The 25,842-nt window shown below is 40.1% G+C and carries 23 protein-coding genes and 1 other RNA gene; 18 read left to right on the top strand and 6 right to left on the bottom strand.

What is annotated here, in order from left to right; genetic code table 11:
- Positions 1–64 precede the first annotated feature (64 nt).
- The 5 genes from ACFQ19_RS17160 (at position 65) to ACFQ19_RS17180 (ending at position 5,547) form a co-directional block, all read left to right on the top strand.
- Positions 65–1,246 (top strand): phosphoglycerate kinase, encoded by a 1,182-nt coding sequence (locus tag ACFQ19_RS17160; RefSeq protein ID WP_379593893.1) that lies wholly within the window; start codon positions 65–67, stop codon positions 1,244–1,246.
- A gap of 21 nt (positions 1,247–1,267) precedes the next feature.
- Entirely contained in the window at positions 1,268–2,023 is a 756-nt protein-coding gene (tpiA, locus tag ACFQ19_RS17165; protein WP_379593894.1) for a triose-phosphate isomerase, read from the top strand.
- Complete coding sequence (gpmI, locus tag ACFQ19_RS17170) at positions 2,020–3,558, top strand: 2,3-bisphosphoglycerate-independent phosphoglycerate mutase (RefSeq protein ID WP_379593895.1); 1,539 nt, start codon at positions 2,020–2,022, stop codon at positions 3,556–3,558. Before tpiA ends, gpmI begins: the two co-directional genes overlap by 4 nt.
- 38 nt (positions 3,559–3,596) lie before the next feature.
- On the top strand, positions 3,597–4,886 hold the full coding sequence (gene eno, locus ACFQ19_RS17175) for a phosphopyruvate hydratase (protein WP_379593896.1): 1,290 nt from the start codon (positions 3,597–3,599) through the stop codon (positions 4,884–4,886).
- 247 nt (positions 4,887–5,133) lie between these two features.
- Positions 5,134–5,547: a GNAT family N-acetyltransferase gene (locus tag ACFQ19_RS17180; protein WP_379593897.1), complete on the top strand. Its 414-nt coding sequence runs from the start codon at positions 5,134–5,136 to the stop codon at positions 5,545–5,547.
- A 104-nt stretch (positions 5,548–5,651) separates the two neighbouring features.
- Here ACFQ19_RS17180 and ACFQ19_RS17185 read toward each other — a convergent pair whose 3' ends face one another.
- The 4 genes from ACFQ19_RS17185 to ACFQ19_RS17200 all read right to left on the bottom strand — a co-directional run bounded on the left by ACFQ19_RS17185 (position 5,652) and on the right by ACFQ19_RS17200 (position 9,696).
- A complete protein-coding gene (locus ACFQ19_RS17185; RefSeq protein ID WP_379593898.1) occupies positions 5,652–6,089 on the bottom strand; it encodes a helix-turn-helix domain-containing protein in 438 nt (145 codons plus the stop codon).
- Between the two features lie 297 nt (positions 6,090–6,386).
- Positions 6,387–6,632 carry a DUF6932 family protein gene (locus tag ACFQ19_RS17190; RefSeq protein ID WP_379593899.1) on the bottom strand — a complete coding sequence of 82 codons (246 nt, stop codon included), beginning with the start codon at positions 6,630–6,632 and terminating at the stop codon, positions 6,387–6,389.
- Positions 6,633–6,956: 324 nt separating this feature from the next.
- The gene (gene ptsP / locus ACFQ19_RS17195) at positions 6,957–8,672 is read right to left on the bottom strand and encodes a phosphoenolpyruvate--protein phosphotransferase (RefSeq protein WP_379593900.1); all 1,716 of its coding nucleotides are present in this window, start codon (positions 8,670–8,672) and stop codon (positions 6,957–6,959) included.
- Between the two features lie 118 nt (positions 8,673–8,790).
- Positions 8,791–9,696 (bottom strand): alpha/beta fold hydrolase, encoded by a 906-nt coding sequence (locus ACFQ19_RS17200; RefSeq protein ID WP_379593901.1) that lies wholly within the window; start codon positions 9,694–9,696, stop codon positions 8,791–8,793.
- 234 nt (positions 9,697–9,930) lie between these two features.
- Here ACFQ19_RS17200 and secG point away from each other — a divergent pair, with 234 nt between their 5' ends.
- The 7 genes from secG (at position 9,931) to ACFQ19_RS17235 (ending at position 15,406) form a co-directional block, all read left to right on the top strand.
- A complete protein-coding gene (gene secG / locus ACFQ19_RS17205; protein ID WP_080873394.1) occupies positions 9,931–10,167 on the top strand; it encodes a preprotein translocase subunit SecG in 237 nt (78 codons plus the stop codon).
- Between the two features lie 120 nt (positions 10,168–10,287).
- On the top strand, positions 10,288–11,034 hold the full coding sequence (locus tag ACFQ19_RS17210; RefSeq protein WP_379593902.1) for an alpha/beta hydrolase: 747 nt from the start codon (positions 10,288–10,290) through the stop codon (positions 11,032–11,034).
- A 39-nt stretch (positions 11,035–11,073) separates the two neighbouring features.
- Entirely contained in the window at positions 11,074–13,335 is a 2,262-nt protein-coding gene (gene rnr / locus ACFQ19_RS17215) for a ribonuclease R (protein ID WP_379593903.1), read from the top strand.
- 173 nt (positions 13,336–13,508) lie between these two features.
- A complete protein-coding gene (gene smpB / locus ACFQ19_RS17220) occupies positions 13,509–13,976 on the top strand; it encodes an SsrA-binding protein SmpB (RefSeq protein ID WP_379593904.1) in 468 nt (155 codons plus the stop codon).
- A gap of 147 nt (positions 13,977–14,123) precedes the next feature.
- Positions 14,124–14,487: a transfer-messenger RNA gene (gene ssrA, locus ACFQ19_RS17225) on the top strand.
- A 262-nt stretch (positions 14,488–14,749) separates the two neighbouring features.
- Complete coding sequence (locus ACFQ19_RS17230) at positions 14,750–15,013, top strand: AbrB/MazE/SpoVT family DNA-binding domain-containing protein (protein WP_379593905.1); 264 nt, start codon at positions 14,750–14,752, stop codon at positions 15,011–15,013.
- Positions 15,014–15,406: a type II toxin-antitoxin system death-on-curing family toxin gene (locus ACFQ19_RS17235; protein WP_379593906.1), complete on the top strand. Its 393-nt coding sequence runs from the start codon at positions 15,014–15,016 to the stop codon at positions 15,404–15,406.
- A gap of 410 nt (positions 15,407–15,816) precedes the next feature.
- Here ACFQ19_RS17235 and ACFQ19_RS17240 read toward each other — a convergent pair whose 3' ends face one another.
- A complete protein-coding gene (locus ACFQ19_RS17240; protein WP_379593907.1) occupies positions 15,817–17,190 on the bottom strand; it encodes a PQQ-dependent sugar dehydrogenase in 1,374 nt (457 codons plus the stop codon).
- A 1,378-nt stretch (positions 17,191–18,568) separates the two neighbouring features.
- Between ACFQ19_RS17240 and ACFQ19_RS17245 the strand changes: the two genes are divergently transcribed.
- Positions 18,569–19,381, top strand: a complete 813-nt coding sequence (locus ACFQ19_RS17245; protein WP_379593908.1) for an alpha/beta fold hydrolase — start codon at positions 18,569–18,571, stop codon at positions 19,379–19,381.
- Between the two features lie 285 nt (positions 19,382–19,666).
- Here the strand turns inward: ACFQ19_RS17245 and ACFQ19_RS17250 are convergent, their stop codons facing one another.
- Positions 19,667–19,855 carry a hypothetical protein gene (locus ACFQ19_RS17250; protein WP_379593909.1) on the bottom strand — a complete coding sequence of 63 codons (189 nt, stop codon included), beginning with the start codon at positions 19,853–19,855 and terminating at the stop codon, positions 19,667–19,669.
- A 338-nt stretch (positions 19,856–20,193) separates the two neighbouring features.
- Here ACFQ19_RS17250 and ACFQ19_RS17255 point away from each other — a divergent pair, with 338 nt between their 5' ends.
- The 5 genes from ACFQ19_RS17255 (at position 20,194) to ACFQ19_RS17275 (ending at position 25,839) form a co-directional block, all read left to right on the top strand.
- On the top strand, positions 20,194–20,553 hold the full coding sequence (locus ACFQ19_RS17255; RefSeq protein ID WP_379593910.1) for an MmcQ/YjbR family DNA-binding protein: 360 nt from the start codon (positions 20,194–20,196) through the stop codon (positions 20,551–20,553).
- Positions 20,554–20,860: 307 nt separating this feature from the next.
- The gene (gene nirB, locus ACFQ19_RS17260) at positions 20,861–23,266 is read left to right on the top strand and encodes a nitrite reductase large subunit NirB (RefSeq protein WP_379593911.1); all 2,406 of its coding nucleotides are present in this window, start codon (positions 20,861–20,863) and stop codon (positions 23,264–23,266) included.
- Positions 23,267–23,318: 52 nt separating this feature from the next.
- Positions 23,319–23,636 (top strand): nitrite reductase small subunit NirD, encoded by a 318-nt coding sequence (gene nirD, locus ACFQ19_RS17265; RefSeq protein ID WP_379593912.1) that lies wholly within the window; start codon positions 23,319–23,321, stop codon positions 23,634–23,636.
- A gap of 3 nt (positions 23,637–23,639) precedes the next feature.
- Positions 23,640–25,055, top strand: coding sequence for a uroporphyrinogen-III C-methyltransferase (cobA, locus tag ACFQ19_RS17270; RefSeq protein WP_379593913.1), 1,416 nt, complete (start codon positions 23,640–23,642; stop codon positions 25,053–25,055).
- On the top strand, positions 25,048–25,839 hold the full coding sequence (locus ACFQ19_RS17275; protein WP_379593914.1) for a sirohydrochlorin chelatase: 792 nt from the start codon (positions 25,048–25,050) through the stop codon (positions 25,837–25,839). Before cobA ends, ACFQ19_RS17275 begins: the two co-directional genes overlap by 8 nt.
- Positions 25,840–25,842 lie beyond the last annotated feature (3 nt).

The raw sequence follows: 25,842 nt of genomic DNA on the forward strand, positions 1-25,842 counted from the left end.
TAGTGAAGTAAGATAAAATGGTATAATAGCGAGAGTCGTATAGACCAAATTAGGAGGGATTCCGTTGAATAAGAAAACCATTTCTGATTTACAAGTAGAAGGAAAACGTGTATTTTGCCGTGTTGATTTTAACGTGCCTTTACAAGACGGTGAAATTACGGATGATACGCGTATTCGTGCTGCATTGCCGACGATTCGTGAGTTAACGGATAAAGGGGCGAAACTGATTTTAGCAAGTCATTTAGGACGCCCAAAAGGAACTGCTGTAGATGAATTGCGTCTGGATCCGGCAGCAAAAAGATTGAGTGAATTACTGGACAAAGACGTTCTGAAAACGGATGAAGTCTACGGAGAAGAAGTCAATAAAGCGATTGACCAACTAAACAATGGCGACATTTTACTCATTGAAAATGTTCGTTTTGAAGCTGGTGAAGAGAAAAATGATCCAGAACTCGTGAATGCATTTGCTGATATGGCAGATGTTTATGTGAATGACGCATTCGGAGCAGCACACCGTGCGCACGCTTCTACAACTGGTGTTGCAACAAAACTTCCTGCCGCAGCTGGTCAATTAATGGAAAAAGAAATAGAAATTCTCGGAAATGCACTGGAAGATCCGGAACGTCCATTCACAGCAATTATCGGCGGTGCAAAAGTAAAAGATAAAATTAACGTCATTGACAATCTGATTGATAAAGTAGATAACCTGATTGTCGGCGGCGGATTGGCATATACGTTTGTCAAAGCACAAGGGTATGAAATTGGAAAATCTTTATTAGAAGAAGACAAAATCGAGATGGCAAAAGAATTTATGCAAAAAGCAAAAGACAAAGGCGTGAACTTTGTTTTACCGGTAGATGCCGTTGTAGCTGATGATTTTGCAGAAGACGCCAATACAAAAATTGTAGCTATCGATCAAATCCCTGCTGATTGGGAAGCATTGGACATCGGTACGAAAACGCGCGATAAATTTACTTCGATTATCAAAGATTCCAATTTAGTGATTTGGAACGGACCGATGGGCGTATTTGAATTAAACGCGTTTGCCGGCGGTACCAAAGCAGTTGCTGATGCTGTCGCAGAAACAGAAGGATTTTCTATTATTGGCGGCGGAGATTCTGCAGCAGCTGTGGAAAAATTCGGCCTGGCAAGTGAAATGAATCATGTATCAACAGGCGGCGGAGCTTCCTTAGAATTTATGGAAGGGCAAGTGCTTCCTGGTGTTGATGCGTTAAACGATAAATAATAAAACAGATGAGGTGAACGTATGCGAAAAGTAATTATTGCAGGAAACTGGAAAATGAATAAATCATTGGCCGAGGCTACTGATTTTATGGACGCTGTCACTCCAAAGACACCGGACGGCAATACAGAAGCAATTGTTTGTGCACCTTTCGTACATTTACCTGCGCTTGTCGAAAAGGCTAAAGATACAAATGTAAAAGTAGCAGCACAAAACATGCACTTTGAAGAATCCGGAGCTTATACCGGAGAGGTAAGTCCTGCTATGTTAACGGATATTGGTGTTACCCACGTTGTTATTGGACACTCCGAGCGCCGTGAGTTATTTGCAGAAACAGATGAGTCTGTGAACCAGAAAACCAAAGCGGCTTTTGCACATGGCTTAACACCGATTGTTTGTGTAGGAGAATCGCTGGAACAACGGGAAGCAGACGAAACAATGGATGTTGTCGGCGGCCAAGTGAAAAAAGCATTAGCTGGATTATCCGATGAGCAAGTAGCACAAACCGTTATTGCGTATGAACCTATTTGGGCCATTGGAACTGGAAAAACAGCTACAAGTGAAGAAGCGAATGAGGTTTGTACGAAAACACGTGACGTCATTGCAGACATTACTTCCAAAGATATCGCAGATCAAGTCGTTATCCAATACGGCGGAAGTGTCAAACCGGCGAACATTGATGAACTGCTTTCGCAATCCGATATTGATGGCGCACTTGTCGGCGGCGCAAGCTTAGACCCTGAATCTTTTGTTCAATTAGTGGAGGCAGGTACAAAATGAGTCAAGATAAATTAGCTGCATTAATTATTCTGGATGGTTTTGCTATCCGTGATGAAGAAAAAGGAAATGCAGTCAAGCAAGCGAAAACACCAAATTTTGACCGTTATTGGAATGCTTTTGCCCATAATCAGCTGACAGCATCAGGAAAGTCTGTTGGCTTACCAGACGGTCAAATGGGAAATTCCGAAGTCGGCCATTTGAATATCGGAGCCGGTCGCATTGTTTACCAAAGCCTGACACGAGTGAACTTATCGATTGAAGATGGCGACTTTTTTGAGGTAGAAGAACTTGTGAATGCTGTAAAACATGCAAAAGAAAAAGGTAAAGCATTGCACCTGTTCGGTTTGTTATCCGATGGCGGCGTGCACAGCCACATCAACCATCTTTTTGCTTTATTGGAACTGGCAAAAAGTCATGATTTACAAGAAGTATATGTCCATGCCTTCTTGGACGGCCGTGATGTCGGTCCGCAAACAGCTGATGAATACCTGCAGCAGACAGAGGATAAAATGAAAGAGCTTGGTGTAGGTAAAATTGCAACGGTATCCGGCCGTTATTATTCCATGGACCGCGATAAACGTTGGGACCGTGTGCAAAAAGCATACGATGCAATGGTTTATGGTAAAGGTCCTTCTTATCGTCATGCTTCCGAAGTGGTAGAAGACAGCTATAAGAACGACATCTATGATGAGTTCGTCATTCCTTCTGTCATTACAGATGAAAATGATGAACCTGTTGCTACGATTGAGGACGAGGATGCTGTTGTTTTCTATAATTTCCGTCCGGACCGCGCGATTCAGATTTCCAGAACATTTGCGAATGATGATTTCAGAGATTTTGACCGCGGTGAAAATGCACCAAAAAATCTGGAATTTGTTATGATGACGAATTTCAGTGAAACAGTAAACGGAGATGTTGCATACAAACCGGTAAATCTGGACAACACAATCGGAGAAGTACTGGCACAGAATAATCTGAACCAGCTGCGTATTGCAGAAACAGAAAAATATCCACATGTGACGTTCTTTATGAGCGGCGGACGTGAAAAAGAATTTGACGGTGAAAAACGTGTGCTAATCGATTCGCCGAAAGTAGCAACCTATGACCTGCAGCCGGAAATGAGTGCGTATGAAGTAACGGACGCGTTATTATCAGAGCTTGACGGCGGAGAGCAAAATGCTATTATCTTAAACTTCGCCAATCCGGACATGGTTGGTCACTCAGGTATGCTGCAGCCGACAATCGATGCGATTGAAGCAGTGGACGAATGCTTGGGTAAAATTGTAGATAAAATTACAGAACTAGGCGGACATGCTATTATCACAGCGGATCATGGCAACTCCGATGAAGTTATCACATTGGAAGATAAACCAATGACAGCTCATACAACCAACCCGGTGCCTATCATTGTCACCAAAGATGATGTCGCATTACGAGACGGCGGTATTCTTGCTGATTTAGCTCCAACGTTATTAGATTTACTTGATGTAGAAAAACCGGAAGAAATGACCGGGTCATCTTTAATAAAAAAATAAAAAAACTTATAACCTACATGTAAAGGAGAGAAAAAATAATGCCATATATTACGGACGTTTACGCACGAGAAATATTAGACTCGAGAGGAAATCCTACTGTTGAGGTAGAAATTTTCACTGAATCTGGAGCATTCGGCTCGGCAATCGTACCAAGCGGTGCTTCCACAGGGGAATATGAAGCGGTAGAATTACGTGATGGTGACAAAGATCGTTATCTAGGAAAAGGTGTTGAAAAAGCAGTAGAAAATGTGAATGAAAATATCGCTCCTGAATTAATCGGTTTAGATGTTACCCGTCAAAATATTATTGATGCCTTAATGATTGATTTAGATGGCACGGAAAATAAAGGTAAATTAGGTGCGAATGCAATCCTGGGCGTATCCATGGCAGCAGCCCGCGCAGCAGCAAATCACCTGGAAGTTCCTTTATACAACTATCTTGGCGGATTTAATGCTAAAACACTTCCTACACCAATGATGAACATTCTAAACGGCGGAGAGCATGCGGATAATAATGTGGATATCCAAGAATTCATGATTATGCCTGTAGGTGCAGAATCTTTCAAAGAAGCATTGCGCACGGGTGCTGAGATTTTCCATGCCTTGAAAAAAGTATTGGGATCCAAAGGCTATAATACTGGTGTCGGCGATGAAGGCGGATTTGCTCCAGACCTTGGTTCCAATGAAGAAGCACTTCAAACCATTGTAGAAGCAATTGAAGCTGCCGGTTACAAAGTCGGGGAAGAAGTCAAGCTGGCAATGGACGTCGCTGCTTCTGAAATCTACAGCGATGGCAAATATAACCTAAAAGGTGAAGGCGTAGTACGTACTGCGGAAGAAATGGTGAACTGGTATGAAGAAATGATTTCTAAATACCCTATCATTTCGATTGAAGATGGTCTGGATGAAAACGACTGGGAAGGCTTCAAAGTACTGACAGAACGTCTCGGCGATAAAGTACAGCTGGTAGGAGACGACTTGTTTGTTACAAATACCAACAAACTTTCCAGAGGTATCGAGGAAGGAATCGGAAACTCTATCCTTGTAAAAGTAAACCAAATCGGTACACTTACCGAAACGTTTGAAGCCATCGAAATGGCGAAACGCGCTGGCTACACAGCAGTGATTTCCCACCGCTCCGGTGAAACAGAAGATACAAGCATTGCGGATATCGCAGTGGCTACCAACGCTGGTCAAATCAAAACAGGTGCGCCATCACGTACCGATCGTGTAGCAAAATACAATCAGTTACTTCGAATTGAAGATGAACTAGCTGGCATGGGTGTATATGGCGGATTAAGTTCTTTCTATAACTTGGCTGATAAATAATACATTTGTTTAAAATGTACGACCCTCTGCTTACGATGATGCATGCATTGTAGGCAGGGGGTTTTTAATGTCTTGTTTTTAGTTTTTAGGAATAGAGAGTTTACTGCAAAGTGCATGGTTCTCTGGTAGCTGTTGGAGGTTTATATCTTTTGAACAAATCAGGATAAATTGATATTACATTCATAGCGTTTAACAGAGGTTTAATGGTAAAATAACTGACATAATTTGCTGAAAAGGATGAGCAAAAATGAACGAACATTATCAAATAAAGTATCAAACACCAGCCATAGAAGCTTTTAATCAACTCCGTGTCGAGGCAGGGCTGAGCAATAAGGAAAAAGCGGCGATTGAAATCGGGCTTCCTAATACGTTATTTGCCGTCACAATATATGATGAGGAAACCTTAATTGGCATGGGGAGAGTTATCGGCGATGGAGGAATTGTATTTCATGTAGTAGATATTGTGGTAAAACCGTGCTATCAGGGAGAGGGACTCGGTAAAAAAATAATGGAAGAGATCACAACCTATTTAGATGAACATACATATAAAGGCTCTTTTGTCAGTTTAATTGCGGATATTCCTGCAGATAAATTATATGAACAGTTCGGATTCCGTTATGCAGCTCCGAATTCTGTAGGGATGTATCGGTTATATGAGTGATAAATATACAATATATATTGACTCAGGATGAAATGGAAGTAGAGGGGCCCCAAGAGTACCAATGAAAAGGTTTGGTGCTTTTGGAGCCAATACTGATAAGCTTTTTATGCTGAAATAACAGTGGATGGCTCTATTTTTGTAATGGAGGTCATTCCCATTGCTTCCATGATGCTTTGTATACGCTCAATGGTTGCTCCAAAATATTCGTTTTTCTCGTCACGTGAAACCTGAGAAGGGGAAACATCTAATTTTTCCGCCAATTCATTTTGGGACATACCAATATAAATTCTGAATGCTATTAAGGTTTTGCCAATTGTGTGTAAATTAATAACTGTTTCAAATTCTCCGCGTTTAATACATTCATAATAATCTACTTCTTCTTTCAATTGTTCATGAAATGATACATAGGGTTGGAGGGCCAATTCTATATGTTCATTTTCAAGGCCCATTTTTTTAAATTTTTCCTTTTCAGAAGCTATAAATTTCTCATCTTGTTTTAATTTTAATACGGCTTCTTTATAAGCATTTTCCGTTTTTATCATAAATATCCCTCACTTTAAAAGTTTAATAAATCCCTTAGGTCTATGCGAGTCTCTCGTCTGTCTAAATGCAGAAGAGAATAATAAGCTATTTCCATATTTATCAGAGATTCCAGTTTGTGGACCATCTCCATAATGCGGATATAATTCAACTCTGTATTTATGCCACATAGGCAATTGCTTTTTGGTATAACCTTTATAAGGTTTCCGAGTTTGACTATCCCATGTCCAAATCTTGTCTGGTTCCATTATATTTAATTCTCTTATTATTATTGGTAAATCCACAACATTACATTCAAACTATCCATCAATATCATTAGGATGTGCCTTATTTTCTACAAAAGATCCGTCAATAAATATTTCACTAATGCCTACGTTCCATAGTTGCTTAACCATTAATTCCAGTTGTCTAACCAAATGTTTTCTCCATTTTTTATCCCAAATTGTTCCATTTTGTGGGCCATTAACCAATAAAGATTCCTTTAATTCTTCTATAGTAAGCTCGTAATCATCTGGCGGCAATAATCCAAAACTGTTAAATTTCATTTATAGGGCACTCCCTTTTATAACATATATGTTTAATTAACTTATTTGTTAACTTGATTTTAGCATGAAAAGTTTATTTAAACAATAACGGTTGTAAAAAGGACAAAGTATAAATATCATTGCTTTATGAGACTCTTCAGCAAAAACGATAGGTGAGAAGTGGCTATATTGTTTCTTAGAAGCAACCGTTAAAAAAATTATGTTATTGCAAAAGAAAGAGGCTGTGAATTCTTTAAGAAATCACAGCCTCTCCAATAGATTTAGTTGTTCTCACCCAAGTGGTTGCAAAGAATTTCCGTTACCACCGAATGAAGCGTTCTTGACTTATTTATTAATCGTCTTTTCCGCCAATGCAAGAACTTCATCCGCAGTGCTTGCGGATAAGAATTGCTCTTTCAGGTTGGAAAGTTCTTTTTTATCCAGGTTGAGAATCTGCGTTCTTGCCGGCAGGATAGAAGTGGCACTCATGCTGAACTCGTCCAGGCCAAGGGCAAGGAGCAATGGAATCGCTGTAGAATCTCCAGCCATTTCTCCGCACATGCCGACCCATTTTCCTTCTGAGTGAGCCGCTTCAATCACGTTATTGACCAGATTCAAGATTGCTGGATGGTATGGTTGATACAGGTAAGAAACTCGTTCATTCATACGGTCAGCAGCCATAGTGTACTGGATTAAATCATTTGTGCCGATACTGAAGAAATCAACTTCTTTCGCAAATTGTTTGGCAATTACTGCTGTAGAAGGGATTTCTACCATGATACCGACTTCAATGCTGTCAGAAACTTCTACGCCGTCATTTTGAAGGTTTTCTTTTTCTTCAAACAGTAAAGATTTAGCTCGACGGAATTCTTCCAATGTAGCGATCATCGGGAACATGATTTTTAAATTGCCGTAAGCACTTGCACGAAGCAGTGCACGCAATTGCGGACGGAATACATGTTCATTTTCCAAGCAGAAACGGATGGCGCGGTACCCTAAGAATGGGTTCATTTCTTTTGGCAAATCTAAGTAACTGATTTCTTTATCGCCGCCGACATCAAGTGTTCTTACAACGACAGGCTTGTCATCCATTTTTTCTAATACGGATTTATACGCTTCAAATTGAACATCTTCTGAAGGTAATTCGGAATTGCCCATGTATAAGAATTCTGTACGATAAAGGCCGACACCCTCGCCACCATTGCTTATGACACTTTCCACATCGTTTGGTGTCCCGATATTTCCAGCCAAATCTACTTGTTCGCCGTCTGCAGAGAAAGTGGGTTCGTCTTTTAATTTTGCCCATTCTTCCTGCTGTCTGGCAAATGCAGCTTGTTTTTCTTCATATACTTTAATCTCTTCATCGGTTGGGTTAATAATAATTTCACCGTCAATGCCGTCTACGATAATTGGATCATCTTTTTTCACTGCGCCGGTAATTTCTTTGGTACCCACCACTGCAGGGATTTCTAAGGAACGGGCCATGATAGCAGAGTGAGAAGTTCTGCCGCCGATATCCGTTGCAAACCCTTTTACAAATTCGCGATTTAACTGTGCTGTGTCAGAAGGAGTTAAGTCTTTTGCCACCACAACAACCTGTTCATCGATAAGTGCCGGGTCCGGGAAAGAAACTCCCAGCAGATGAGACATCACACGTTTTGTTACATCGTTGATATCCGCTGCACGTTCGCGCATGTATTCGTTATCCATGTCTTTGAACATGCCGATAAACATGGTAGCGACTTCATCTAAAGCAGCTTCTGCATTGACTTTATCATTATTTATTTTATCTTTGATAGGACTGATAAGCTCCGGATCATCTAATACAAGTAAATGTGCAGAGAAGATTTCTGCATGTTCTTCGCCAATTTCTTTTAAAGTATGTGCTTTAATTTTCTCCAGTTCTTGTCTGGAGATTGCGAGTGCGCTTTCAAGACGCTCGATTTCTTGTTCTGGATTATCTACTGAGATCTTGTTAAAGTTTAGCTCGGGTTCTTTGAGTTCATATACTTTAGCAATGGCAATTCCACTAGAAGCAGCAATTCCATTCATTTTTTTCATGATAAGAGCATCCTTTCTTTAATAGAACTATAGTTATAATTATAACATACCTATCTTAAAATAGCCTGTGACAAATATGCAAGAATGGAGGGGACAAAATACCTGATAGAAGTTGTCTCTATTTTCCTCCATTCATAAGCCAATCTCCAATAAACGCAAATACCTCGTCGCGGCAGGTATCATGTAATAATTCATGTTTCCCGCCCTCATAAACTTGAACGAGGATATTTTCCAGTCCGCTTTTTTGAAAAAGAGCAGCTGTTTTCCATATACCTTTTCCGAATTGACCAATTGGATCCTCATTCCCGCTGATGAGAAGCAGAGGAAGGTTGTTCCGTATATGTTGGTAGCGGTATTGTTTTCTGGTTTGGTAAATACCGTCTAATAAATCATAGAAAAAACGGGCAGTCGGAATAAAACCGGTATAGGGATCTGCTTCATAAGCTGCTGCATCTGCTTTATCTCTCGTCAGCCATTCGTGCTTATGAAGTTTATCTTGTTTCCTATTCCGTCCTAAAACAAGCCAATTCATAAAAGGAGAGGTTTTCTTGGGCGGCAGAAGGGAAGCAATCATTTTTCCTGCTGTTGCGAGCACTTTGGAATAGTGCCCCGTTCCCATCAGTATTAATCCATCTACTTCGGTATTATGATGCTGAATGAATTGTCGCATTAAAAAAGAACCCATACTGTGCCCAAAGCAATAATAAGGAAGAGACGGAAAAGCTTTCTTGCCGTATTGCATAATTTCGTACAGATCTGTGACCACACGCTGAAAACCATTTTCTTCTGTGAAATACCCTTGTATTTCTGCATCACCAGTTCTGCCATGACCGCGGTGGTCATTGCCAATGACGATAAAACCTAACGAAGTACAATAAGAAGCGAAATCGTGATAACGTTCTATGTGCTCCACCATACCGTGGGCAATTTGCAAGATACCGATGGGTTTGTTGTCGGGTAACCATTGTTTGATAAAAATGCTTGCGCCGTCAGAAACCTCCAGCCAGTCGTTTTTTATTTCCACAAAAATCTCCCTCCTTTGGTAAGGTTGCAGGCAGGCTTCCTATTTTCATTAACACGTCATTTCTAATTTCATTATACGTGGAGGAGAGGTTTTGAACAAACGGGAAAAGGGAAGAAAAAAAACTGTTATCAACATGGATGAAGAGGATGTTCTCCAACTCCATCTTGCGCGATAAATGAAAAGTATGGTAAAGTATATGATAGCATTGTCGGAACATAGGAGGAGTTTGAAAACATGTGGTTAACTGTGGTTAATGTTTTATTAGTGGTAGATGTTATCGTGATGATTACGCTAGTGTTACTGCAGTCTGGAAAAAGCGCAGGCTTATCAGGTGCGATTTCAGGCGGTGCAGAGCAGCTATTTGGAAAGCAAAAGGCGCGCGGACTTGATTTAGTGCTTCACCGTTCAACAATTGTTACGGGTGTACTGTTTTTTATATTAGCTTTCATAGCAGCATACGTATTGCAATAAATACTACCCTTATCGCAGTTTTGTGATAAGGTTTTTTTATTTTCGCTTTTCGTGAAGCAGGGTATACTAGAAATAGAATAGGCTAAAATGATTTATGGAAGATGAAGGGAATGGATAATTGTGAAAATAAACTTACCACAACCGTTTACATTTGAAGCAGGTGAACGGGCTGTCTTATTATTACATGGATTTACCGGACACTCCGCAGATGTCCGTATGCTGGGACGTTTTCTCGAGAAAAAAGGATACACGAGCCATGCGCCAATTTATCGCGGACACGGGCTCCCGCCGGAAGAATTAATCAAAAGCAACCCGGATCAGTGGTGGGCAGATGTGAAGGCTGCATATAACCATTTGCGAGAGTTAGGTTATAAAGAAATTGCAGTGGCTGGTCTTTCTTTAGGCGGCGTATTAGGTTTAAAACTTGCCTATTCGGAAAACATTAAAGGGATGGTGTCGATGTGTGCACCGATGTATTTTGACAATGAGAAACAGCTGACAAAAGGTTTCAAGAAGTTTTCCAGGGAGTTTAAACAATTCGAGCAGAAGGACGAAGCGGTTATTGAAAAAGAAATGGATGCGCTTATAGAGCAATCAGAGAATCTCTTTCAAGGAGTAGGTGAAACCATAAAAGAAGTGAAATCAAATATTGATATGATTTATACACCTACCTTTGTGATACAGGCGGAGAAGGATGAAATGATTAATACCGATAGTGCGAATTACATTTACGACAATGTAGAAACTGCCGATAAAGAGATAAAATGGTATGCGAATTCCCACCATATTATTACGATGGATAAAGAAAAAGAACAACTGCATGAAGATATCTATAGGTTTTTAGAAAGCCTCGATTGGGAAGTATAGAGTATAAAGCAAAAAAGTTAAACAGAAAGAGGTGAAATAATGAAAGAACGCATTTTAAATTATATTAAAGAAAACAGCACCAAACCTTTATCTATACAAGAATTAGAAGAAGGTTTGGCACTAGAAGATGCGACAGAATTTAAAGAATTAGTTATTGCTCTAAATGAATTAGAATTAGAAGGAGAACTGGTTCGTACAAGGAAAAATCGGTTTGGTCTTCCCGATAAAATGAACCTTATCAAGGGAACGATTCAAATGCATGCTAAAGGTTTTGCTTTTCTTATTCCAGAGGATGAAAATAAAAGTGATGTGTATATTCATGCGAATGATATCGGTTCAGCAATGAATAAGGACACCGTACTTGTTCGTCCGGAAAAGAAAGACTCAGATGAAGGCCGCCCGGAAGGAAAGGTTATCCGTATTTTAGAACGAGCTGTCGTTACTGTAATCGGCACGTTTGAAGATAACCGTTCCTTTGGATTTGTTATCGCGGATGATAAACGGATTCCAAATGATGTTTTTATTTCAAAGGAAAGTATGCATGGAGCTGTGGATGGTCATAAAGTGCTTGCGCGCATCACCAAATATCCGGAAGGAAGGAAAAGTGCAGAAGGAGAAATTGTTCAAATACTAGGTCATAAAAATGACCCGGGCATTGATATTCTTTCCATCATTTATAAGCACGGCATCCCGATAGATTTTCCGGAAGAGGTTATCGAACAGGCAAATAACGTCCCTGAAGAAATTGATCCCGCTGATATACAGGGGAGAAAAGATTTACGGGACGAAGTGATTGTGACGATTGATGGCGCAGATGCCAAAGATCTGGATGATGCGGTAAGTGTTAAGCGTCTGGATAATGGCAATTACCAGCTTGGAGTCTATATTGCGGACGTCAGTCATTATGTAGAAGAAGGAACACCGCTGGATAAGGAAGCTTTCGAAAGAGGAACGAGCGTTTACTTAGTGGATCGCGTGATTCCAATGATTCCTCATCGTTTATCAAACGGAATATGTTCTCTGAACCCGCAGGTCGATCGTTTAACACTTGGCTGTCAAATGGAGATTGATACGAACGGACAAGTCGTGAACCATGAAATATTCCAAAGTGTCATTAATTCAAATGAACGCATGACCTATTCGGATGTAAACAAGATTTTAGTGGATAAGGATGAAGCACTGCGCAAAAAATATGAGCCGCTTGTTCCGATGTTTGAAGATATGGAACAGCTTGCATCTATCTTGCGCAAAAAGCGTTTTGATCGAGGCGCTATTGATTTTGATTTTAAAGAAGCCAAAGTACTCGTCGACGAAAAAGGACATCCAAATGATGTTATCATTATCGAACGCTCCGTCGGGGAAAAATTAATTGAAGAATTTATGCTTGCTGCCAACGAAACAATTGCCGAGCATTTTCATTGGATGGATGTTCCATTTATTCATCGTATTCACGAAGAACCGGATGAAGGAAAACTGGAGAAATTCTATGAGTTCTTAGCCGGTCTGGGTATTTCCGTAAAAGGAACAGCCAATGAGGTTCATCCGCAGCAATTGCAAAAAGTGCTTGATTCCATTAAGAATGACCCGGAGGAAATGATTGTCTCGAAATTAATGCTGCGTTCGATGCAGCAGGCGAAATATTCTCCGCAGAGTGTCGGACATTTTGGTTTGGCTACTGATTTTTATACGCATTTCACATCGCCAATCCGCCGTTATCCAGATTTAATTGTGCATCGCTTGATTCGCACTTATCTCATTGAGAAAAAAATGGATAAGAAAACGATGAAGCACTGGAAGGATAAAATGCCGGAAATTGCCCGCCACACTTCAGAAATGGAACGCCGGGCAGTGGATGCAGAACGCGACACCGATAATATGAAGAAAGCAGAATTTATGAAAGATAAAATTGGTGAGGAATTCACCGGTATTATCAGTTCCGTAACGAATTTTGGCATGTTTGTCGAGTTGGAAAATACGGTGGAAGGACTGGTTCACGTCAGCTACCTGACAGATGATTATTATCATTTTGATGAACGCAGTCAAGCAATGATTGGAGAACGGACGGCAAAAGTTTTCCGGGTTGGAGATGAAGTCGATATTAAAGTGGCTGATGTCAATCTGGAGGAATATACCGTTGATTTTGAATTGACATCCTTAGCTTCTCCGCGCCGGAAAGAAAGAAAACAGAAGCCTTCAGGAAAAGTTGTCCAGTCATCTTCAAAGACAAAAGACAAATCAAAAACGAACGCAAATGGCAAAGCAAAAGCTAAAAATAAGAAAAAGAATAAACCAAAACGATAAAATCTCTTTTATAGAGGTTTTATCGTTTTCAGCGGGGACACAAAAAAACGATATATTTTTGTGAAGAGGCAAGTTTTTTGGTAAAATATATAGAGGATTTCGTTGTGGATAATCTATTTCCCCACAGACGAACAGGGACTTTTAACAAGTTCAATGGAAGAGGATGATGTCAAATGCCAAGAGGAAACGGAAAAACCATTGCACAAAATAGAAGAGCTTCCCATGATTATTTTATTGAAGATACGTTTGAAGCAGGTATTGTTCTGCAAGGAACGGAAATCAAGTCTATTCGTAATGGCAGAGTGAATATCAAGGATTCACATGCGCGGATTGACAGAAAAGGGGAAGTACAATTAGTCAACCTGCATATCGCTGAATATGAACAGGGGAACCGTTATAATCACGACCCGACCCGCTCCAGAAAATTATTGCTGCACCGTAAGGAAATTGATAAATTAATCGGTTTGACGCAGCAGCAGGGCTATGCATTAGTTCCATTGAAGATTTATATTAAAAATGGTTATGCTAAGGTATTGCTTGGCCTTGGAAGAGGAAAGAAGAAATTCGATAAGCGTGAAGACATGAAAAGGAAGCAGATGAAACGGGATGTGGATCGGGCAATCAAAGAAAACATGCGCTAATTCGAGCGATGCTTGACTTTTTCACTACATTTGTTATAATGAAGAATACCTTGTTCACAGTATGTTGTTGCATATACAGACCATACGAAGGAAACAAGGAACAGTTGAATAATTGAAATGAGTTTCAATATTTCCTGTATTTTATACGGGGACGTTACGGATTCGACAGGGATAGATTGAGCTCAAGTTGCACGTCGAGGTTACGGCTCGTAAAACGTTACGCCTAAATATAACTGGCAAAGAAAACAATCAACCTGTTTTAGCAGCTGCGTAAGTAGCCTAAAACGATCCTTCCTGCCATCGCCCGTGTGGCAGATTGAAGGGTCTCAAATGAAGCGGGCTATACTGCCATCCACCGTCTGAGGATGGGCAGAAGAACGTAATCAGACTAGCTCCATGGAAGCCTGTTGGTAGGCTGACATGAGAGCGAATGACAATATACCAACTAAGCGTGTAGATACTTGAGTGGCGATATCCCTGGACGAGGGTTCAACTCCCTCCGTCTCCATAAATGAACTTGGGGAAACTTTTAAAAAAGATTCATGAGGTCAAAGAGTATCAACTTTTCTTAAATTTAAACACCTTCTACGATTTTTAAATCAAATTGTAGAAGGTGTTTTTTTGAATAAACACGGTTTTGAAACTTCTCAAAGCAGCTCTTGGAACAGGATTTAGATTTTAATCTTGAAAATGTTGAAAAACAATATCCTATCAATAAACGATTATATGTATTATAATTGTTATAATGAATATAATATAAGGAGAAATAAATTATGTCATTGGTGGTGAAAGATATGAATCGTAAAATCACAAAAATTGGAAGCAGTTATGGAATAACAATTCCTTTGGATATACTAAAAGAACAAGGGATAAATCCAGGAGATACAGTAAGAGTATCTGCAAAAGATGGAGAAATTTCTTTTAAGAAAAGCAGAAGTATAGAATTGCCGGATGGGATTAGTGCGGATTTCTTTGAAACACTGGAAAGCAATGTGAAAAAGCATGAAGAAACTGTAAAAGGTTTAATAGAACGTTAAATGAGATATGTGACAGTACAAGAAGCAGAAGCGATTAATAAATATGTTATAATGAAGTTTTCCCCTAAAGAGCAAGTTGGTGTGAAGGATTATTCATTATTAGAGTCTGCAGTTTATCGGCCTCAGCAATCTGTATTAGAGAACGAGGCATACCCGTTAATAGAAGAAAAAGCAGCTGCTCTTTTAGAATCTTTAGCACAAAATCATCCTTTTTATAATGCAAACAAGCGGACGGCATTTTTAGCAATGATGCAATTTTTATCTTATAATGGATATTCTTTTGGAATGCATTCACAAAAGGAACAAGAAGACTTCATCGTCGATATTGTTACACACCGATTAGCGTTTGCAGAAACGGTTCATATTCTAAAGAAAAATATTCGCTCACTTTAGTGTTTGTAAATATACATTCATATTAGGCTGTCTGAAAGGATGGCTTTTTATCTTATGCTGGTATATGCAGGTAAGCAAGAAACACAATTATTGTCCTTGGGCGAGGGTTCAACTCCCTCCGTCTCTATTTTCGTTTTATCAGACAATTTTATGAAAGTTCAATGAGTGTCAAAAACCTTGGTGTGATAGGATTTTTGACACTTTTTTTATTTCAATGAATTTCATTGGATTTCATCGTAACGTAGTCAAATGCGTAGTCAAAAATTGATTCTTTTTCTTTATACTTTCCTATCTTTCAAAATAGAAGCAGGCATTCATGGAAATCCATGAATGCCTGCTTCTTTAATATTGTCAAGCACCTTAAGTTAATGACATTGACATAAGGTTGGGTGCTTTTAGAGAATAATAAATTATTCAGCGTCGTCTTCATCAGTATCAACATCGTCTACTTCTGTGCCTTCAACTGTGTCACCTTCGCCTGCTGCAGTAATCTTATAAATTAGACCGCCATCAGTGATTGCTATAAGCGCGCCATCCTCAGTTACAAGAATATCACGGAAACGTTCACCTTCTTCAGTTAATAGACGTTCTTCTCCAACGATGAGGTCATTTTCAATAACGACACGTACAATATAGTTTGGCGCTAAACCACCGATGAACATGTTGTTCTCCCATTCAGGAATTGCATCGTTATCATAGAATGACATCCCACTTGGTGCACTTGTTGGATCCCAATAATATACTGGTTCAACAAAGCCATGTGCATCGTGTTCTGAAATACCATCATTGATTAACTCACCAGTGTACTCGATACCATAAGAAACAATTGGCCATCCATAGTTAGAACCTGGTTCAATAATATTCAGTTCATCTCCAGCTTGTGGACCGAATTCAACAATCCATAAGTCCCCTGTTTCAGGGTGGAAGTCAACACCTTGAATATTACGGTGACCGTAGCTGTAAATACCATCTAATGCGTCTTCATCTTCAATAAATGGATTTGTATCTACCGCTTCTCCATCTTGTGTAATGTGAATTACTTTACCTAAGTAAGCATCTAAATCTTGTGCACGTTCGCGAATTGGATCATCTGAACGCTCACCAGTTGTTAAGAATAGGTTGTCATCAGCATCAAAGATAATACGTCCACCATAGTGTAAGTCACCATCATATGCTGGTTCTGCTTGGAAGATTACTTCAAAATCTTCAAGGGAGGCTTCATCTTCTGATAAAACACCTTTACCGACAGCAGTTACAGTACCATCTTCAATATCTTGAGCAAACGTCATAAATACTAATCTTGATTCGTCAAAATCAGGTGCAATGGTTACATCAAGTAACCCGCCTTGACCTTCGTTATTTACTTCTGGTGTACCTTCGATTGGATCTGAAACAGAGCCATCTTCAAGGTTTATAATAAGAAGTTCTGCTGAATCTCTTTGCGTAACAAGTAAGCGGTTTGTATCAAACTCTTCCATACCCCAAGACACATCAAGACCCTCAACAACAACTTCCACATCAAGTTCTGCTTCAGTCTCTACTTCAGGTGCTCTTGTTTGTTCTGGAAATGCTGGTTCAAACTCAGTAACTGGTGGTTCAGATTCTGCATCTGCATCTGTATCTGTACTTTCATCAGTGCCTTCGTCAGCACTTTCTTCTGTTACAGCATCCGAGTCATCAGTTGATTCTTCGTCTGAAGTATCACCATTGCCACATGCTGCCAAAGCCAATACAAAGATCAGCATTGTAAAGAACATTAATCTTGACCACGAAACTTTCATCATTGTTTTTCCCCCTCATTTCTAAAATATTAAACTAAATATATATTAAAGTTCAGTCCTTTGGAACCTAGTACCAAAAATTGGTTAAGACTTTCATATCATAACTAAAAAAATAAAATTCATTTGGAAATAATTTTATCAAAATTATCTACAGATTTCAAATAATTTGAATTTTTAATTATGATTATTCCAATTTTAGTGGCGTTTATACTTATGAATTACATATCTTATGAGTCAGAGGGCGGTTTTTCGGAAGAACTTCCTATTTACATTTTTATATTGCCCTTATTTATTGTGCTAATAATTGGTTGGAAAGTAAATAATAATAGTAGACGAAATGGAATAGCGAATAGAGAGCAATGAGATTAACTTTTATTACAAAAAAGAATTCTGGTGAGCTGTTGCCAAATCATAGAGAACAGGGTATCGGCCTTCGTAATCTTTACATACGTGGCGGTTAGGGACAGTATTTGATAACCTGCTATGCTATTGACGGAAAAAACATCTTATTACATATTAATAATCAGGGTGAAAAAGTTATAAATTAAGCGGTTGGGAAGGAGCTCACGGGTTGGAGCACAAGGTGAACCTATCATTATAGGTAAAGGTAAGGACGTGGTGCGCTACATATGCTTCTGCGGCTAATTTAATTAGCCGAACTTGTAAAGATATACGGATACTACACTCATTTATATGAAAAGATATTAAAGATATTCGTTCTCAATAAAAATAAAAGACATATGGTACTTTTGTTTTTATTTTTTGCTCGGCGAGAACTATAGCCGTTGCTATCCTCTTTATATGAGATTTAATTATATTTTCCAACCATAGATTTTGGTGTTGACCCGTAAAAAATAATAAATAAAGTAAATTGAATTAATTAAATAAGATTAAGATGAGTGGAACTGAGAGACATCAATTATAAACATAAGATGATGAGTATGAGCATGTTTTCAATATCGCTTTCTTTACGGGTGAATCGAGATAGGGTGGTTTGAGCAATGCTCGTCTTTTTTGATACTTGATATTTAGTTAGCCCAGATTCAAAAAGCAATTTGTATACATTGTCCTTAATGTTTGTAATCTGTATAGCCACCTATTTCTTTTTATTTTGCATTACTATTATATAATAACACTGCCAATGAAATAACGAATGAAGCTATTGCCATAACAAGCGTTAGATTGATGTCCTCCTCATTATAATTTATAATAAAGGAAAGGAGTTATCGTTCCTTTCCTTTATTGCTTAATCATTCTCCTTGTCTTTTGACTTGGAAATTTTGTAAGCAACAATGGCTGTTATTAGTGAAGCACTTGCTGGGATGAGAGCTGCTAGTGCTCTCCTGGACATACAACGATATCAAGAAAGGGAGGAACTTATATGCCACAGCGTACTCAAGTAAAACTACACTTTGAAGAAAGAGGAGAGGGGACCCCGGTGCTGGCGGTGCACGGCTGGGAACCCGACCATCGCTTGATGCTCGGATGCCTGGAACCGATTTTTACCCAGCGCTCTGGATACAGGCGCTTATACCCGGATCTGCCTTCCATGGGCAATTCCCCGGCGCCGGCTGCTAAGATGAACTCTTCTGATGATGTACTCGCAGCTTTGGAGGACTTCATAGACGATCACATCGGGACCGAGCCTTTTTTGCTCCTTGGTGAGTCTTACGGCGGCTATCTTGCTCGCGCAATCGCACACACTCGTCGTGAACAGGTTCTTGGTCTAGCCTTGATCTGTCCATCTGCCCAACGTGTAGAAACTGCCGAGAGCCGTCCAGCCGAACGGAGAGTACTGCGCCCTGATCCTGATTTAATCGCTTCTTTGGATGAGCACACGGCCGAGATCTTCACTTCTATCGCCGTTGTCGAGTCACCAGAGGTTCTCCGACGGTTCTGCGAGGAGATTCTTCCAGGCCTAGAGATTGCTGACTACACAGCTATGGAACGTATCCGCCAGCAGTGGCAGCTCACCCATGAACCTGAAGACGACGATCCCGTCACCTGTCCTACACTGATCTTGACCGGGCGGCAGGATGACAGCGTCGGCTATCTCGACCAATTCGAGCTGTTAGGACATTATCCACGAGCAACTTATGTGGCCCTTGACTCTGCAGGGCATAACCTTCAGATTGAGCAGCCTGCGGTGTTCGAGGCGCTTGTCAGTGAATGGATCGACCGGATTACTGTCTAGTGACGTTCGTGCGGAGAGATAACGAACATCCTATTTTTAGTGTTTGTTTTATATGGTGGACTGCGATGTAAGCAAGGCATAGGTTTCTGAAAAAGACCCGAGATGTTATAGGTATTGACTCCTTACATTTTGATAAAGGAACAGAATCGGAACTAGCAGTGTTAAATGATAGAGGTCCGTCATTTTTAGCAATCATCATTTGTTATACATGAGACTTAAAATCACAGCGTGTTGAAACATAAAAATAAGCCCTCACGATTTGCAGGGCTTTAACAAATAAAATTTCTATTTTTCAATGTTATGAAAATCTGAAGTGTCGCATATGGACCAATTAATTATACCTGGGCCAATCACAGGCTCCGAATAGATGATCTTTTTATTTGAAACCTTTGCAAAGTATGCATTAGCCTCTTTTTGAGAATTAGCGACCACTGTATGGTGTACTCCATCTGTATAGATATCAAATGCTTCCATTTTCAATCCCTCCAAGTTATTAAACCTATTTTTCATTTTATATAGCAGTATGACCAATCTATCAATATATTAAACAAATCAAGAGAGACATTATTAAAAAACTCCCGCAATGGTGAGAAATTATTTGAATATTTTTCTTGTGATTTCCATCAGCACGGTCACATACCCTTCTTGGCTCGTTTATCAACTTTCCTTTTCTTTACAGCATCACCATCGTTCCATGTTTTTAAAAATGGATGTATGCTTGATTTAAAGAGTTTGATACTACTCTTTAAAGGGAAAGTTAATTTATAAAAGGTAACGTACATTTATAGATGAGCAGACAGGAGGGTTAATCGATGATAAGCAGACAAGATATTTTTGATTATGTAAAAGAAAAATATGATATTAGCCCGGATTATCCATGGAAGAAATTCTCAAACTTTGCTGCTTTAAGGCATAAGGATAATAAAAAATGGTTTGGCTTAATTATGGATATTACAGAAGATAAGTTAGGAATAAAAGGCGATAACAAAATTGATGTATTAAATGTAAAAGCCAGAAAAGAATTTATAGGTTCTTTAAGAGAAAATGAGAATATCTTTCCTGCATATCATATGGATAAAAATAATTGGGTTAGTATTGTGTTGGATTATACAAAAGATGTAGATGATATCAGGGATTTAATTGCAGAAAGCTATGAATTAACCATCAAATAATGTCATCTCACCTTTGACAGCAAAAACCGCCAAAAACGCTGTGGATGCAACGTTTTTGGCGGTTTTAAATTGCTACAAAACAGCGTACTATTTTCTTTGTTGGTTTGTTTTAAATATTCCAGACACAAACTGTTCAAAAAATCAATACAATTCAAAAAAGAAGTATGCTACACTATCATTAAAGGTAGTTACTTCTCCGGAAAAAAGAGATGTAACTATATATTTTAACACTAATTGTGAAGTTATTCACATTATTATTTTTAACACAACATGTGAAATATTTCACAATAACTCGGAGGGTTGTATCATGAAAAGAAAGCTCGTAATGATTGGAAATGGGATGGCAGGAGTCAGGTGTATAGAGGAAACTATAAAAAGAGATAAAGAAGCTTTTGATATCACGATTATAGGGGATGAACCTTATCCAAACTACAATCGGATCATGCTTTCACATGTTTTACAGGGAGACACAGAAGTCGGTGATATTAAAATAAATGACTGGCCATGGTATGAAGAGAATGAAATTACGTTGTTTACCGGTGAAAAAGTAACGGAGATGCTGCCGGAAGAGAAGATCATTAAAACAGATAAGGACAGCGTGATTTCTTATGATGAATTAATTATCGCTACAGGTTCCAGCGCCTTTATTTTGCCTGTGCCGGGGAGGAATCTGGAAGGTGTTATCGGCTTTCGTAATATTCAGGATACAGAGTATATGGTGGACGTTTCCAAAAAATATAAGAAAGCAGTTGTTATCGGTGGAGGACTTCTTGGCTTGGAAGCTGCCAGAGGCTTAATGGATCGGGGGATGCAGGTGCAAGTGGTCCACTTGATGCCGTGGCTGATGGAGCAGCAGTTAGATAGGTCAGCAGCAAAAATGCTGAAGAAGGATTTAGAAGCGCAGGTAATGGAATTTTTAATGGAAAAAATGACGACGGAAATTTACGGGGAAGATCGTGTGGAAGGCATCACATTCTCAGACGGTACTTCTACAGAATGTGATTTGGTTGTCATGGCAGTTGGAATTAGTCCGAATATAGATTTAGCAAAACAGGCTGATTTAGATGTTAATCGGGGAATTATTGTGAATGATTACATGCAGACCTCTGTTCCTTCTATTTATGCTGTGGGTGAATGTACCGAACATAACGGGATGACTTATGGGCTGGTTGAACCGCTTTATGAGCAGGCGGTGGCATTTGCGAAATATATAACAGGCGAGAAAACGGAAGGGTATCGTGGCAGTATTTTATCTACACAGTTAAAAGTTGCGGGATGTGAACTGTTTTCTGGAGGGAAAATGGAAGAGGATGAAAAAACCGATGCAATTATTGTGCAAGATCAGTTTTCCGGTGTGTATAAGAAAGTGCTTGTTTCGGATAACAAAGTAGTCGGTGTGATCCTTTATGGAGATGCTTCAGATGGAACGCGGCTATTCAGTATGCTGAAGAAGGAAACGGATATCAGTGAATTTACAAGCGCGGCGGTGATGCAAAAAGCAGGAGAAGATGCTGTAGATGAGATGATTGCTGAGATGAGTCCAGATGAGACAGTCTGCGGTTGTAATGGGGTTACAAAAGGGACGATTGTTCAATCTATCTTGGAACAGGATTTAAAATCATTTGAAGAAGTCAAAACCTGTACAAAGGCCGGTGCTTCCTGCGGGAAATGTAAGGGCGTTGTCGAAGGGATTCTAGCTCATACGCTGGGAGACAGTTTTGACCCGGCTGCGGTGAAAACAGGCATGTGTGGATGTACAACCTTAACACGCGATGAAGTAGTTCAGGAGATGAGAGAGAAAGGTTTGCAATCTCCGAGAGAAGTACGTAATGTACTTGGATTTGCAAGTGAAGAAGGCTGTCATGTCTGCCGTCCGGCGCTCAATTATTATATGCGAATGATCAGACCGGAAGAATACGAAGATGATAAAGCTTCCCGCTTCGTCAATGAACGAATGAACGGCAATATTCAAAATAACGGGACATTCTCTGTCGTCCCGCGGATGTATGGCGGTACAACAACAGGGGATGACTTGATCCGGCTTGGCGAAGTGGCAAATAAATATAATGTGCCTTTAGTAAAAATCACCGGCGCGAGCAGAGTTGGTTTATACGGTGTAAAAAAAGAAGATGTGCCGCAAGTTTGGGAAGATCTCGGCATGCGTTCCGGATATGCTTATTCTAAATCATTGCGAAACGTAAAATCTTGTGTCGGCGAACAGTTTTGCCGCTTCGGAACCCAAGACTCGCTAGGGCTTGGAATCCGCCTTGAGAAAGAATTGGAAATGGTGGATACCCCGCATAAAATGAAGATGGGCGTGTCAGGCTGTCCTCGTAACTGTGCCGAAGTACTAACAAAAGATTTTGGGGTTGTCTGTGTGGAGAATGGATTTCAGCTTTACTTTGGAGGAAATGGCGGTACAGAAGTCCGCGAATGTGATTCCTTTACAACGGTGGAGACGGAAGAAGAAGTCATTACCATGGCAACAGCTTATATGCAATATTACCGGGAAACAGGTATTTATAACGAGAGAACTGCGCCTTGGGTTGACCGGATCGGTGCAGAAAATATTCAATTGGTCCTTTTAAATGAAAAACAGAATGCGGAACTGGTCGAACGTTTCCATCAAGCAAAAAATACGTATGAGGAGGCGTGGAGCAGCACCCTTAAAAGTTTAAAAGAAAAAGAAATGTATGAAATTGTGAAAAAGTAAACAATTAGGTGATTGAAAGTGATCATTTTTTCGATAAAGAGGAGGTTTTATCATGGAAGCAAATAAAGAACGAATAAAAATCATCAAACTGGAAGAGTTGCCAAAGCAAATTGGGAAGGAAGTCCATGTGAATGGCATGCCGATTGCCCTTTTTCATCTAAGCAATGGAGAGGTGCAGGCAATTGGGGGCAGATGCCCGCATGCAGGAGGCCCTTTAGCGGAAGGGATTGTCTCGGAAGAATTTGTTTATTGTCCGCTGCATAATCGGAAAATTTCACTTGTTACCGGGGAAGTGCAAGAGCCGGATGATGGTTGTGTGAAAACCTATGAAACAGAAGTTATTGACGGTTATGTACACATCGTGGTGTAGCTTATGGAAACGCAAAAAGGGTTTGTTTCATTTGTCGGAGCCGGTCCTGGAGATACAGGACTGGTAACGAAAAAAGGGATGCAGCGTGTACAAGAGGCGGATATCATTTTATATGACCGCCTTGCTAACCCGAGGCTGCTGCGGGATGCAAAAGATTCCTGTGTATTTATTTACTGCGGGAAGCTACCAGAAAGGCATACGATGCGGCAAGAGAAAATTAATAGGTTGCTTGTGCAGTATGCAGGACAAGGCTATCGTGTTGTCCGTTTAAAAGGGGGAGATCCTTCTGTATTTGGCAGAGTCGGTGAAGAGGCGGAAGAACTTGTGGCCAATCATCTTGCATTTGAAATGATTCCGGGCATCACATCCAGTATTGCAGCAGCAGCCTATGCCGGTATTCCTGTGACGCATCGGGATTACAGTACCAGTCTGACCCTTCGCACCGGGCATACTTGTCAAAGTAATGCTGCTTTGCGAGAGGATGGACAGCTTCTGGGAGATACAGTAGCCTACTATATGGGTATGAAGAAAATGCTGACGAATTGCAGGGAATTGATCTGTCAGGGAAAACCGTCGGATACCAAAGTGGCCATTATTCAATGGGGAACGTTAGGAAAGCAAAAAGTAGTCGAGGGAACATTAGAAACGATTCAAACCAGTATTGAAAAAGAACATATTAAGAGTCCTGCGATGATGATTGTCGGTGATGTCGTGGGCCTAAGGGAAAAACTCACCTGGTTTGATAACAAAAAGTTCAGCGGAAGAAGGATTTTGATTGCGAAAGCAACAGGGTATTCCTGTACTTTAGAAGATTATTTTACGGAACGTGGAGCAGAAGCGTATTCCTTTCCTGTGCTTAAACAAAAGGAATATGCATTTACAGCGGAAGTATTCCAAACAATATTGGAGACAAATCGGCTGATTTTTACAAATGCTTCCAGTGTCGATGTGTTTTTTCGGCAATACAGACAAGCGCATTATGATATGCGCGACCTGCCGCGGAATATCGCATATCAGACAGAAGGGACAAGAAAAGCATTGGCTGCAAGAGGGGTTATGGCAGACCGTGTACAGGATGGGAACGCGCCTGCGATTGTGGTTGGATCACAAATCGATATACGCCATGGGCAAGCAGGTTATCCGACGCATAAATGGCTGGTGGATGAACGTTTTGATGCCATTCATACACGAATGCTGTCTGAAAATGATTGGGAAACGGTTATTTTCCCGAACAAAGCAGCAGTGACACGTTTTATCCAAGCATTGCAAAAACTTGGTATCACGCATCTTTCAGATATCAAATTTGCCTATATAGGAGAGAGTGTCAAGGAATATGCGATAGAGCAAGGGTTCTGTCATATGGATGAAGCGGTTCAAGCGGAATTGAAACAAATCAATTGGAGGGGTGAACATGTTTGATGCTGTAGTCTATATTGGTCATGGAAGCCGTCGTGAGGAGGGGAATACACAGTTTAAGCGTTTTATTGCATCTGTGATGGAAGAAGTCGATGTGCCAAATCAGGAAATAGCATTTTTGGAATTAACGAACCCGACCATTGCGGAGACGCTTGAAAAATTAATAACGCAAGGCGCAAAACGATTTTTAATTGTGCCAGTGCTTCTTTTTTCAGCATTGCATCATAAATTAGACATTCCTGAAGAAATAGCAGCAGTGCAGAAGGAATATCCTTTTATCTCGTTTAAAATGACAGCCCCTTTTGGAACATATCCTTATATGGTGGATCTGGCAGTAAAACGAATTCAAGCGGAAAATCATGAACCGGATACGGCCATTTTACTGGTCGGCAGAGGAAGCAGCCATATTGAACCGATTCAAGGATTGCAGCAGATAGGAAGAAAAATCGAACAAAGGCTGGATATCCCTGTGTACACTGCTTTTTTAAAACTCGGGAAACCAAGTATGGAAGAGGCATTGGCATTTCTTCCTTATCGATATAAAAAAGTCTATGTCATGCCGTATTTGTTATTTACAGGCCTGCTGCTGGAAAAAATCGAACAGATGGTTTTCTCTTCCAAGGATACATTTGCTATCTGTCAAAACTTAGAATTTGATCCGTTGATGAAAAAAACGTTAATCAAGCGAATGGAGGAAGCACGTGATGGAGAAGATGTATCCGGTCATAAAGAGCCTGAACAGAGAAAAGGCAGTGATTATCCGAGGTGGGGAAACAGTTCGGCGTAAAAG

Origin of the sequence: Oceanobacillus locisalsi (assembly GCF_042675985.1) — a bacterium.
GTDB lineage: Bacteria > Bacillota > Bacilli > Bacillales > Amphibacillaceae > Oceanobacillus > Oceanobacillus locisalsi.